Source organism: Erythrobacter sp. S43, assembly GCF_057364955.1.
Window position 1 is genome coordinate 1140972 of the sequence record NZ_CP200285.1, and the last position, 12406, is coordinate 1153377.

Consider the following 12406-nt stretch of genomic DNA (forward strand, 5'->3'; position numbering starts at 1 on the left):
GGCCCCGTTTAGTCCCCGGAATCACAACGCCGCGCAAGAGCCGATGTTCCGATTCTGTTCTATACCGCTATCTCCACAGGATGGCCACAAGATATGCCCATTTGATCCCGCAGTTCCTCAACAATCAGCCGCGATTGCACCCTTTTCGAAGAGACTCCTTCCCCTGCCGCGCCCCCGATGGGCTCGGGACAAGAAGTCTAGGTTTTGGGGTGTCAGCCATGACCGAACCACTAGATGATGAATCAGCAGCGGACTCCGGTCAACACATGATTAACCATAAAAACGCACTTTCGCATGTTACAATTCTATGTTGCAGCGCAGCGACGCGTGGAGAAAGCTTGAGTCGTGAGTTGCGCAACCCCCAAATTGAATCTGTGAAGAAAAATTTGGTGATTGAATCATGTGAATCAATCTGTGAATCTTTCGCATGAGATGCGGCAAGATTGTTGCGTCCATCGCAAACGGAGCCTGTTGATGAACGCGATTTTAGATGCGGCGAAGCGGATGAGAGCGTCGCTTGCGTTGGGCGCGGCGATTCTCGCTTCGGGCTGCGCTGAAACGGCTGAGGAGCCGTTTGTCGATCCGGAGTTGCTGGTCTTGCTGTCGATCACCACACCGCCGCCATGCGACTGCGGTGAGTATGTCGAGCGCTTTGGCAGCCCAATCAAGTACGACCCGGAAGAAAAGGTCTGGCGCGATAAAAACGGCTCAAAGATAGACTTAAGCGAGCGTGCCGAGACTGAGTATCCGGAATTCTATGGCTACACCCACGTCCAAATGAACCCTGACGCCTCCTTGGCGGAAACAGCCGATGCGCTCGCCAGCCTAGGGGCAGCGGGCATTTGCAGATTTGATCGCAACGAGGCCGTACGCGTTTTCAAAGGAGCTGTTTCAAGGCCAGTCAGGTTCGACGAATACGGTGATGAAATTCGTATTGTGGCCTTTCGCGACCCATCCGGAGCCATGATGATGTGCCGCGAAGGCGAGGCCCCATCACCTGCCGAGCCCGGATATTCTCGGCAATCAGGCTTCTGCGAAAACCGAAGCGCACCTTCGGACGACACGTCGCCAAACCAACCACCGCCACCGCAGGAGCCTCTTTCCGGAAAAGTGTGGTGCACTTAATCGAAAATTGAAGCCCTAAGCCGCCACGCTTTCCTTCGTGCCCATCACGCCGCGTGCGTGTTCGTGGATGTGGTCCGCAAGCGGGTTGATTAGCTCCATGGGCAGGTCATGGCCCCAGCCCGGCAGCGTCACAAGCTTCGCTCCGGGGATGTGCTTGGCGGTGTCTTTGCCACCTTCAAGCTTCACCAGCGGATCAGCCTCACCGTGCAGCACCAGTGTTGGCGTCGTCACATGGCCGAGACGCGCACGGCGGTCTCCATCGTCGATAATCGCCGCGAGCTGACGCGGAAGGCCGGGCGGGTAGACGCTGCGGCGCACGCTGCGCAGAACCTTCTCGCGCAGACGATCTTCCTCAAGCTGGTAATCGGGGCTGCCGATATTGCGCGCGATGTTGATACCGTGGGCGACCAGATTCTCCTCTTCCATCGAGGTGATCGGCGCGGTCAGCGCTTCAATCGCATTCTTGTCTGCCTGAGGCACGCGGGGGTTGCCGCTGGTGGACATCACGCTGGTGAGCGAGTGCAGCTTGTCGGCATGGTTCACCGCCATCAGCTGCGCGATCATCCCGCCCATGCTCGCGCCGACGACGTGGGCTTTCTCAATCCCCAAAGCCTCCATCAGGCCCGCACCGTCATCGGCCATATCGCTGAGCGTATAAGGCACGGCCGCGGGCCAGCCGATGATCTTGCGGAACAGCTGCCAGCGGATGCCCGGCGCCGTCTGGCCGTCAAACTTGTGGCTTAGGCCAATATCGCGGTTGTCATATCGGATCACATGATAGCCGCGCGTCACCAGTGCCTCGACAAACTCGTCCGGCCAAAGCGTCAGCTGCGCACCCAGCCCCATAACAAGGAACATCGTCTCGTTCGACGGATCGCCATGGGATTCGTAAAACAGCTCAAGGCCGGTGTTGGGCGTGGTGATGGTGGGCATGTTTGTCCTTTGATAGTCAGTACCGCGAAAGGGCAGACCGCACTCTTTGCAAAGAATGCGCATCATGGCAAAACATGATGATGCGTTGGATGGTCATACCGCTCTTTGCGTCGCTTTCAGCCTGCATGACAGCAGACCTCGCCGGGGCGCATCATGTCAACGCCACAATCAATCGAAGCGAATGGGCGACGGCCAATCGACTGTCATTGGATCTCAACACCGGACGATATTCAATCACTCCCGGCATTCGTACAAGCGGATATGCGGCAGGCGAGCCACGATTAAGCCGCCAATTCGGAACGCTGAATAATCCTCAACTCACGGAACTGCGCGAGATGGCAGAGAAGGCAGCGAAGGTTGGCCTGCATGACCCAGAATGCCTTGCAAAGCCCCGGCATGAACGTGAGGTCATTGTTGTCTCAAATGGAGGACTCAAACAAATTACATTGCGAGCGGAAGGACGCACCGTCGAGGCGCGCGATGGCTTGGAGTGCTGGACACCCGAGGGAACAAAATTCTACGACGCTCTCGAAGATACTTTTGAGAAGTTTCACGGCTGGAGCGCCTACGCACCCAACTTGAAGCGCCCCAAACGTGCCTTCGATTTAGGGGACTAACACCGTATCCTGCACTGCGTCCGAGGTCTCCGGATAATCCAGCGTGTAGTGAAGGCCGCGGCTTTCGTGCCGCTTTAGCGCTGACGTCACGATCAGCTCTGCCGCTTGCAGCAGGTTGCGCAGTTCGATGAGATCGGTGGTGACAACGAAGCTGCCGTAATATTCCTCCACCTCTTGTCGCAGTAGAGCGATGCGGTTGGCGGCACGCTCCAGTCGCTTTGTGGTGCGGACGATGCCGACATAGTTCCACATGAAGCGGCGGATTTCGGTCCAGTTCTGTTTGATCACGACCTGCTCGTCCGAATCCGAAACCCGGCTTCCGTCCCAGCGTTTGACCTCTGGCGGGGCTTCCAAATCATCCCAGCGCTCCAGAATATCGCTCGCTGCCGCTTCGCCATAGACAAAGCACTCAAGCAGGCTGTTCGAAGCCAAGCGGTTGGCGCCGTGGAGCCCGCTTTCGGTGCATTCGCCCGCCGCCCATAGGCCGGGTAGATCGGTGCGCGCGTGAAGGTCCACCACCACGCCGCCGCAAGTGTAATGCTGCGCAGGCACGACGGGAATCGGGCCTGTTGTCATATCGATGCCGAGGCCAGTCAGCTTTTCGTGGATCGTAGGGAAGTGGCTGCGAATGAAGTCCGGGCTTTCGTGACTGATATCGAGATGCACGTAATCAAGACCGAAGCGTTTGATCTGGTCATCGATGGCGCGCGCCACGACATCGCGCGGGGCCAATTCCATTCGCTCCGGGTCATAATCCGCCATGAAACGGTGGCCGGTTTCGGGGTGATACAGCCGCCCGCCCTCACCGCGCACGGCCTCTGTGATGAGGAAGTTTTTGACTTCAAGATTGTAGAGGCAGGTCGGGTGGAACTGCATCATCTCCATATTGGAGACACGCGCACCAGCCCGCCAAGCCATCGCAATCCCGTCACCCGTCGCGCCGCGCGGGGCAGTCGAGAATTGGTAGACACGCCCCGCCCCGCCTGCCGCAAGGATAGTGGCGCGTGCAACGTGGCGCTCGACACGGCCGGTTTCTTCATTGAGCGCATAAACGCCCCACACTCGGCCAGCGGCAGAGAACTTCTCGCGGTGGCGATCGGTGATAAAATCGATACAGGTGCGCCCGGCGAGCATGGTGATGTTCGGGCTCGCCTCGGCAGCTTTCAGCAGCGCGCTCTGCACCGCCCACCCGGTCGCGTCATCAACATGCACGATCCTGCGGTGCGAGTGCCCGCCCTCGCGAGTGAGGTGAAGGTCGCCCGACTCCTTATTGAAGGGCACGCCCAGTTCGATCAGCCGGTCAATGCTCTCTGGCGCGCGTTCAATCACGAACTCCACCGCATCGCGATCGTTCAATCCAGCGCCCGCGACCATCGTATCGCGGACATGGTTTTCAAACGTATCACCAGCGTCGAGCACAGCCGCGATGCCGCCCTGCGCCCATGCGGTCGACCCACCGGTAAGCGAACCCTTGGCCAGAACCAGCACCTTTTTCGACTCGGCCAGCTCCAGCGCAGCTGTAAGCCCCGCGGCGCCAGAGCCGATGATAATCACATCATATGCGTATGCGTTATGCGCTGTCTCACCCATGGCTCGCGACATGGCCCGCAAATGCGCGCGGGGCAAGGGGCTACACCGCAGGCGCGACGCTTGGAATTTTGTTGCACTGCAGCAGAAATGGTTGGGCAAATGTAACAGAGTGTGTTAGCTCATGTTACATAGCACGAAGGCACGTGGCTTACGCGAAGCTTTTAGGGTCCGCAGGAATCGACAACCGGCCGCAACGTTGGCCAACCAACAGGACTCCGCCTTACCGTGTCTGCGCTTTCACCCATGCTTTGTGTTTTCGGGCGTCACCGCCCGCACCGCCGCGATATCGAATGGACCGGCTCGACTTACGTCACCAAATGCCGCCATTGCCAAAAGGATATTGAGCGGATCTCGCACAAAAACTGGAAAAAGCGGGAGGCCTGAACCTCACAGCGCGTAGCAATCCAGATCCATCGCGACGCTGACTTCGCCATCATAGCCCGCCTTTATCGCTGCGAGGCTGTTCGACAGCGGCTTCAAAGACCGGTTCATGTTGTGAGTGAGAACCAGACGCTGTGGCTTCAGCGCGCGCGCCAACTCGCCGATCTGCGATGGCGTCCGGTGCAGGCCGATAGGCTGCCCCGCTTCGCCGTTGATCACATGATGCGCGAACAGGATGGTGGGCTTGCTGTCGGTTAGATCGCTTAAGAACCGCTCGCTCTGGAAACTTTGGTCTCCTGTGATGACAAAACTCTTGCCGTCCACCTCGATATGATAGCCCAACGCGGGAACAGGGCCATGATGCACCGGATGCGCCATCACCGAATAGTCATTCGACACATCCAACCCTGTCCGACCAGCTGTGCCTTGCGCCGTAACAACATCGCGCGGCTCCAGCTTCGCCTTGTTCTCGGTGCCGTCGAGATACCCGCCATTGTAGGCAAACGCGCCTCCTTCCTTTGACAGCAGGCGGGACAGGAATTCGGCGGTTCCAGGAAAGCGCGGCGCTTCGTCAGGGCCAATCACTGGCAAAGGCTCTTCGCGGCCTTCAAATCCGCCCGTGTTGAGGATGCCGGGCAAGTCGCCCACGTGGTCCGCATGCAGATGCGTAAGCAGGATCGCATCAAGCGTATCGATCTTTCCACCTGCTTGCGCAAAGCGCAGGAAACTGCCCGCCCCCGCATCGATCAGCAGACGCGGCTCACCATCGATCCAGAGCAGATAGGATGTGCCCGCGCGATCAGCCTCTGCGATCGGCCCGCCGCTGCCGAGCACTTGCAATGCAGGACCTTCCGCCGGGCATTCGGCAGGTTGTTCGGCGCGGGGCAGATCAGCGGCAAGGTCGCTTGCATTGGCGCGGACCTCTGCATCAGAACATGCCGCTGCAATGCCCAAAATGGCGGTCGCCCCCAGTATCTGACCAACTAACCGCACGCGCAGTCTCCCCGTATTAGCCCTAGGCGCCTGTTCCCGTAAGCTGCACGAAGACATCTTCCAGATCCGCTTCGCGCGTGGTGACGTCTTCGACCGTCAAACCTTGCCCCTGCAATATGGCGAGAACTTGCCCGGCGCTCATCTTGTCCTTGTCATAGGTTACTTCGACACCGCGCTCGCCAGACAACTCGACCTTGCTGAAAGCCTCATGGGACGGCGCTGAAGTGAGGTCTTTTGCCACCGTTACCGCCACGATCTTCTCGCGCGCCATATTGATCAGCTCACGGGTCGGCTTGTGTGCGATCAATTCGCCATGGTTGATGATCGCGATTTCGTCGCAAAGCTCCTCGGCCTCTTCAAGGTAGTGCGTGGTCAGCACTACCGTCACACCTTCGCGGTTGAGTTCGGTCACCAAATCCCACAGTTGACGGCGCAGCTCCACATCAACGCCCGCCGTCGGCTCGTCGAGCACGAGAATGGGCGGCGAATGGACCATGGCTTTTGCAACCAGCAGGCGGCGCTTCATCCCGCCTGACAGTGTCCGCGCGTAGGCGTTGCGTTTGTCAGCCAGTCGCACTGCTTCGAGCAATTCCTCGCTGCGGCGCTCCGCCTTGGGAATGCCGTAAAAGCCGCCAACATTCTCGAGCACCTCGAACGGGGTGAAGAACGGGTCAAACACGATTTCCTGCGGGACAATGCCAATCGCGCGGCTGGCATTGCGGCGCTGTTGATCGATATCGAAGCCCCAGATTTCGACCGAGCCGCTGGTCTTGTTCACCAGACCGGCGAGCGTGTTAATGAGCGTCGATTTGCCCGCGCCATTGGGGCCAAGCAGCCCAAAGATAGAGCCCTGCGGGACATCGAAGCTGACACCGTTGAGCGCCAGTTTGCCGTCACCGGCCTCCCCTTTGGACGGGGCATAGCGTTTGACCAGATTATCGATGCGAATGGCGGGTGCATTGGACATGGGTCAGGTCCCTAATTCGCAGGAGGAGTACACGCAAACAGCAATTGAAATCGGATGGCGGGGAGAATATGGAACCGGTCATGAATATTGGTCCACCCGAAATCCTCCTTGTCGACACCAAGCGCGTGAGCTGTGACGGCGCCAGCGGCATTCGCGGCGGCGACAATTACCGTCCTGCAGCGCTCGGCCACCCGCGCATCTATCTTGAGATTGACGAGCACGGCTATGTCGATTGCGGCTATTGCGACCGGCGCTTTGTTCTGCGCGGTGGGCCAGCCGATGGTGTAGACCAGACGACGCTGCCCGACATTTCCGAAGGCGCGGACCCCGGCCATCGCTAAGGCAGAACCCTTTGGCTGGCCTGCGAGAGCTATTCTCGCATCAGCCGCGCTTATTGTACCAAGTGTTGCGACAGCGCAGGTGAAATGCCCGGTCATCAGCAGCATTATCGCTGACGATCCAAAGAGCCTCGAGGGGATCGCGGTGGCAGTCAATAATAAGGGGTTGTTGAGCGTAACGAAGGGCGGACTGCCCGGCGTCATCCGCGATGCCGAATCTTGCCAGATCGATTCTCCCGCTACCGACTTCGACCTTGATTGCAACTGGCGCTTCGAAAATGAACAACAGAAGGAGGCTGAGCGTAGCTACGACCAGCTTCTGGGGCGTCTGGAACGGTGTCTGCCTGCAGCGCTGGAGCAAGATCAGCCAGTGACCTATTCGCAGGAGAAGCTGGCGGAACTCGGCGAGAAATACGGTCCCGATTTTGTCCATTATATCAAGAACACTCAACGCCTTCGCGATCACAGTGCCGACATCGAGCTAGAAAACGGCAACGAGGTAACCGTCAGTTTCAATCTTTCACAAACGAAAGATACTGGTCGGCTGCGCATGAATCTCAACATTTCCCGGTATCGATGACTTTATCATCCCAACAGGGCGAACGCGGGCTCTGGTCATCGCAGGTTCAGAGAGATATTGTATCTCTTAAGACCTTGGGGGGTCGTCGGTTTGAGGAGTCTTAATCCATGAAACGCGCACCAATTATCGCTCGCCCGATCGCGCTGGCCGCTGCGGCAGGCCTCGCGCTCACCTTTACACAGCCCGCATTTGCGGAGGATCACGCCGAAGAGCCGGCTGCTGAAATGACGAAGGGCGAAAAGCGTCTTGCCAAGCTGCTGAAAGGCCGCGTCGCCGGTGAGCCGCAGCGTTGCATCCGCTCTTTTCCAAACGACCGCATGCAAACGATCGACAAAACCGCGTACGTCTATGGCAGCGGCAATACGATCTACGTTCAGCGAACACGCAATCCGGAAGACATTGATCGCACCGACGCGCTTGTCTCGCGCCGTTTCAACTCGTCGCAGATCTGCCGGATGGACGTGACGCACACGATCGATCCGTTCATTGGCATGTTCACCGGAGCGGTCTTCTTTACCGACTTTGTGCCGTACACCCGCGTCAAGAAAGACGAAGGTTGATCCAATCGGCTGATGCGCTTCGAAAAGAGCGCATCAGCTGCAATTGGCAGTAATTTAGCGCCAGTGATTACGCAGAGGCCATGCCGTTCATGCGCGCAAGGATGGCTTCGGCCTCACCCATGATACCGTCGATCAATTCCTGACAGGTCGGGATGTCGTTGATCAGGCCGGCCACCATGCCGCAACTCCATGCGCCTTCATCCATCGCACCTTCCATCATGATCTTGGGATAGACACCGGCGACTTCGGGCAGGATGTCCTGAATCGTAATCGCGTCGCCGAGCTCTTTTTCCTTCTCGATCAGGCGTTCAACCGCGGCGTTGTTCATCACCCGCTCGGTGTTGCACAGCGGACGCATAACGAGGCGCGTGTCGAGCTCGCTGGCTTCGACAATGGCACGCTTCACATTTTCGTGCACCGGCGCTTCTTTGGTGGCGATGAAGCGTGTGCCCATATTCATGCCCTGCGCTCCCATCGCGAGTGATGCGACAAGGCTGCGCCCGTCAGCCATGCCGCCGCTGGAAACAAACGGGATATCCAGTTCATCGGCTGCACGCGGCAGGAGAATGAAGTTCGGAATGTCATCTTCACCCGGGTGACCGCCACACTCGAAGCCATCGACAGACACTGCGTCACAGCCAATGTCCTGCGCTTTCAAGGAGTGCCGCACACTGGTGCATTTGTGGATCACCTTGATGCCTGCGTCCTTCAGCGGCGGAAGCAGCTCGACCGGGTTGCGCCCGGCTGTCTCGACCACTTTCACGCCGCCATCGATGACAGCTTTCACCAGACCAGGATAATCGGGCGGCGTCAGCGTGGGCAGAATGGTCAGGTTCACGCCGAAGGGTTTGTCGGTCATGTCGTGGCAACGCGCGATCTCGTTCGCGAGCTTTTCCGGCGTGCCCTGCGTCAGGCCGGTGATGATGCCCAGACCCCCCGCATTGGAAACCGCCGCTGCCATTTCGGCAAAACCGACATAGTGCATGCCGCCCTGAATGATGGGATGCTGAATGCCGAACATTTCGGTGATGGCGGTTTTCATGGCAAGTGTTCCTCTCTCGGTATCTGTTTGGGCAGGAAACAAGCCGAGATCGCAGCGCGGTGCAAGCCCCGATTGCGCGAAGCGCTTCGCCGTAGCGTCAGTCTTGATCCCGCTCGATCGGTCCCGTCTGGCAAAGATCACTCACCACACAGATCTCGCATTTCGGCACGCGCGCGCGGCATACGCGTTTGCCGAACTGGATCAGCCAGAAGTGACCGTCTGCCATCGCCCAATCCGGAGAACGCTCCTCCAATTGCTGCGCGGTTTTCTCCGCCGTCTTTGCGTCCGTCAGACCGATGCGATTGCAAACACGGTGCACGTGCGTATCGACCGCGATCACGTCTTTCCCGAAAGTGAAGCTCATCACGATATCGGCGCATTTGCGGCCAATGCCGGGCAAGCTCATCAGCCCTTCACGCGTATCGGGCACGACCCCGCCATGCTCCTTGATCAGCGCGGTGCAGAACTTGCGGATGTTCTTGGTCTTGTTGTTGTAGAGCCCGCACGGCTTGATCGCGGTGGCGATTTCGGCGTCGTCAAGCGCCAGCATAGCCTCAGGCGTCTTCGCCAGCTTGAATAGAGCCCTCGTCGCTGCCGCCGTGTTGCGATCGAGCGACTGGGCGGAGAGCATGCAGGAGATGCAGGAGCGGAATGCGTCGGGCTGTCCCTTCGGCCCCTTCGCATTTTTTGTTCGTCCCGGCATCGCCTCTGAAAGGCGTCGATAGACTTCTTCCATTTGGGACGGCTCAAGGCCTCGTGATTGGCTCATCCTTTCTAGAACGCAGCACTTCGAGCGCGCGTTCCAGAACCTCGTCGCGGCCAGCTGTAATCCCCGCAATGGTCGGCTTCACCTCGATATCGGGTTGGATGCCGATACGCTGGGTCGGGCTGCGATCGGGATAGAACACACCGATCCCTGAATAGCGCATCCCCGCACCATCGCGCGGCAAAGGCTGAGTAGAAACATTGCCGTCGGCCCCGGCTGTGGCGCTGCCGATCATGGTCACCCCTGCGGCCCGCCAGGCCATCGCATGATATTCCGGCGAGCTGGCCGCGCTCTCATCGATCAAAGCCACGACCGGAACGGTGATGCGCCGACCCTCCGGATCAGGAGCAATGGAAACAGCGGCTCCCCATGTGAACAGTCCAGGTGTAGAGATCGAAGGTTGCGTGAAGCGCGCAAACTCAACCGGCTGGTCCACCAGCAGCGGCCCAAGATGATAGATCAGATAGTCGCGCATATATCCGCGCATATCGATCACCACCCCGCTGCCCGCATTCGCCGTTTCGAGCAGTGCGGGCATGTCCTCCTTCTTCAACTGCGAGAAGCGGACATAGGTCACGCCATTATCGAGCGACTGGATCGTTGGCCCCTTGCGATTGCGGCCAAGAGTGCGGTCAAGCCCAGCTTCCTTCTCGCTCAGCCAGTCGACCGTCACGTCAATCGTCGACCCGCCCCGCTCCAAAGAGAGTGTGTGCGCACCGCATTCTCCCATGCTCAGCCAGAACGCCAATACGCTGTCACGGTACGGCTCGTTCGAGGCCGAGATCATGGGAGAATATCTCTTATCAAGGTCAGCGATGCTCTCGCCATTGATCGCACGGATCACGTCACCACGCTTCAGCTTGCCTTCGGGATGAGCCTGTAGGCCATCCACAATCAACGCCCCGTCCACCATCCGCCATGAATAAGGGAGCGAGCATTGGCCCGACGGCCTGACAGCGTTGCGATAGGCCAGAATGTTGCCGTGGCCATCGTCGCTTTTGACCACAAGGCGTGTGATTGCGCGTTTGTGCTCTGCGCGGGATCGGGCCCTGAGCGTATCCGCAACTGCTGGCTTTAAGATGGACCCAACGTCGGCGTCCATCACATCGCGGTACGGAAACCAGTATCGCAGCGTGTTCCAAATCCGCGCGGTAGCCAGCATTCTCAGCTCCGCATCATCGCGGCCGGTGGCGGTGTAATCGGCCTCATTCAGATGGACCGCATTGCCCGTATTCCGGTTCGCTTCGATGTAAAAAGTGGCTGACGCAGCCGGGCGGTTTTCGAAGATGGCCTTTATTCTGAGAGCAAGAGGTTCAGGCAGGCTGGCGATCCAGCCGTTAGTCGGCTGAATGATCGCGATGCTGTCGGCATCTGGCATGGTTTCATACCCGCACGGATTGCACGGCGCACCGATGCCAATCGAGTCCAGCCACGCCAAAAGGATGCCGTCCGCTTCCTTCGCTGAGCGCGCCTGAGCGATCTTGGGATAGAGCGCGAAGAATGCCTGATCCATTGCGAGACGGCCTGCCTGCGCATCGGGGTGATGGAATTTCACAAAGCCCCAAACCTCGATCAACCGGCTAATGGCAGGAGCGGCCTGTTCAACGTCGATGGTTGGCTGTGGTGCGGGCTCTTGCGCCAAAGCAGGAGCGGATTGGCTGGCCAGCAATGCTCCGAATGCGAGCCCCAATGAGCGCTTGAATATCACGACGTTATCCTCCCACCTGATCGTCAGTTGGGTGATACACAGGAACGCGTCTTGCTGTTTGATGAACCCGGTTCTCTAAATGGCGCGTCACTTACGCTGGCGGCTTACCCGTTTCGCAATCGGCGCGCAGGGGACAGCCATCGCACAATGTCTTGCGCGGGCGACAATGGGTCTGGCCCAGCTTTTTCAGCAACAGATGATGTTCGTCCATATCCTCTGCGCTCCATTCGGGCGGGAGGATTGGCATCAACGCGTCATACGTCTTTGCCGTGTCAGCCTTGGCAGCCACTATGCCCATGCGCTGCATGATCCGGCGATGGTGTCCATCGATCACCATGGCTTGTCGGTTGAAGGTACTGGCATTCATCACGCCCGCAGAATTCTTGCGCGCAACCCCCGGTAGCGTCTCCAACCAGGCCATCGCTTCAGCCGTTTCGTAGTTTGACAGGTGCCGCAGGTCGACTGCGCCCCGTTCGGCGATGATAAAGTTGAGGCAGTCCTTGAGCCGCTTGGCCGCGACAGTCGGAAAAGTCTGCCGTTGCAACCGCTCTTCAAGCGCTTCGGTGGGTACCGCCGCGACCGCTTCCCACGATCCATATTCAGCAAGCAGTGCATGGGTCGAAGCATTGGAAGCAGCGGTCTTGGTCTGCGCGCCGATCACGCCGTGGACCAGCACCCATACCGGATCGCGGCGCTTGTCTGGCGGACGGATGATGCGTCCGAAAGCCTCGATCAACGCAGGTTGCGCGCGGCGAAGAATGGCGGTTCTTGGGTCAGGGCCAAGCGGAAGCTCCATCCCTGATCGA

The 12406-nt window shown here is 58.9% G+C and carries 13 protein-coding genes; 5 read left to right on the top strand and 8 right to left on the bottom strand.

The window, feature by feature from the left end; genetic code table 11:
- Positions 1-474: 474 nt before the first annotated feature.
- Positions 475-1125: a hypothetical protein gene (locus tag AC0V6K_RS05505; protein ID WP_472625395.1), complete on the top strand. Its 651-nt coding sequence runs from the start codon at positions 475-477 to the stop codon at positions 1123-1125.
- Positions 1126-1140: 15 nt separating this feature from the next.
- On the opposite strand, the gene AC0V6K_RS05510 is transcribed toward AC0V6K_RS05505, so the two are convergent.
- On the bottom strand, positions 1141-2058 hold the full coding sequence (locus tag AC0V6K_RS05510) for an alpha/beta fold hydrolase (protein WP_472625396.1): 918 nt from the start codon (positions 2056-2058) through the stop codon (positions 1141-1143).
- A gap of 74 nt (positions 2059-2132) precedes the next feature.
- Between AC0V6K_RS05510 and AC0V6K_RS05515 the strand changes: the two genes are divergently transcribed.
- Positions 2133-2675, top strand: a complete 543-nt coding sequence (locus tag AC0V6K_RS05515) for a hypothetical protein (RefSeq protein WP_472625398.1) — start codon at positions 2133-2135, stop codon at positions 2673-2675.
- Here AC0V6K_RS05515 and nadB read toward each other — a convergent pair.
- From nadB to AC0V6K_RS05530, 3 genes are all read right to left on the bottom strand, one after another.
- Positions 2664-4265: an L-aspartate oxidase gene (gene nadB, locus AC0V6K_RS05520; protein WP_472625400.1), complete on the bottom strand. Its 1602-nt coding sequence runs from the start codon at positions 4263-4265 to the stop codon at positions 2664-2666. The two genes, AC0V6K_RS05515 and nadB, sit on opposite strands and share 12 nt — an antisense overlap.
- 387 nt (positions 4266-4652) lie before the next feature.
- Entirely contained in the window at positions 4653-5639 is a 987-nt protein-coding gene (locus tag AC0V6K_RS05525) for an MBL fold metallo-hydrolase (RefSeq protein ID WP_472625402.1), read from the bottom strand.
- Positions 5640-5661: 22 nt separating this feature from the next.
- Positions 5662-6606: an ABC transporter ATP-binding protein gene (locus AC0V6K_RS05530; RefSeq protein WP_472625404.1), complete on the bottom strand. Its 945-nt coding sequence runs from the start codon at positions 6604-6606 to the stop codon at positions 5662-5664.
- An 80-nt stretch (positions 6607-6686) separates the two neighbouring features.
- On the opposite strand from AC0V6K_RS05530, the gene AC0V6K_RS05535 reads away from it, so the two are divergent.
- The 3 genes from AC0V6K_RS05535 (at position 6687) to AC0V6K_RS05545 (ending at position 8084) form a co-directional block, all read left to right on the top strand.
- Positions 6687-6947, top strand: a complete 261-nt coding sequence (locus tag AC0V6K_RS05535; RefSeq protein WP_472625406.1) for a zinc-finger domain-containing protein — start codon at positions 6687-6689, stop codon at positions 6945-6947.
- A 79-nt stretch (positions 6948-7026) separates the two neighbouring features.
- The gene (locus AC0V6K_RS05540; RefSeq protein WP_486172578.1) at positions 7027-7524 is read left to right on the top strand and encodes a hypothetical protein; all 498 of its coding nucleotides are present in this window, start codon (positions 7027-7029) and stop codon (positions 7522-7524) included.
- Positions 7525-7631: 107 nt separating this feature from the next.
- Complete coding sequence (locus AC0V6K_RS05545) at positions 7632-8084, top strand: hypothetical protein (protein ID WP_472625409.1); 453 nt, start codon at positions 7632-7634, stop codon at positions 8082-8084.
- 67 nt (positions 8085-8151) lie between these two features.
- Here the strand turns inward: AC0V6K_RS05545 and AC0V6K_RS05550 are convergent, their stop codons facing one another.
- The 4 genes from AC0V6K_RS05550 to AC0V6K_RS05565 all read right to left on the bottom strand — a co-directional run bounded on the left by AC0V6K_RS05550 (position 8152) and on the right by AC0V6K_RS05565 (position 12396).
- The gene (locus AC0V6K_RS05550; RefSeq protein ID WP_486172688.1) at positions 8152-9168 is read right to left on the bottom strand and encodes an NAD(P)H-dependent flavin oxidoreductase; all 1017 of its coding nucleotides are present in this window, start codon (positions 9166-9168) and stop codon (positions 8152-8154) included.
- Between the two features lie 55 nt (positions 9169-9223).
- A complete protein-coding gene (locus tag AC0V6K_RS05555; RefSeq protein ID WP_472625413.1) occupies positions 9224-9895 on the bottom strand; it encodes an endonuclease III domain-containing protein in 672 nt (223 codons plus the stop codon).
- Positions 9873-11600, bottom strand: a complete 1728-nt coding sequence (locus tag AC0V6K_RS05560; RefSeq protein WP_472625415.1) for a S41 family peptidase — start codon at positions 11598-11600, stop codon at positions 9873-9875. Before AC0V6K_RS05560 ends, AC0V6K_RS05555 begins: the two co-directional genes overlap by 23 nt.
- Before the next feature lie 91 nt (positions 11601-11691).
- On the bottom strand, positions 11692-12396 hold the full coding sequence (locus AC0V6K_RS05565; protein WP_472625417.1) for an endonuclease III domain-containing protein: 705 nt from the start codon (positions 12394-12396) through the stop codon (positions 11692-11694).
- Between the last annotated feature and the right edge of the window lie 10 nt (positions 12397-12406).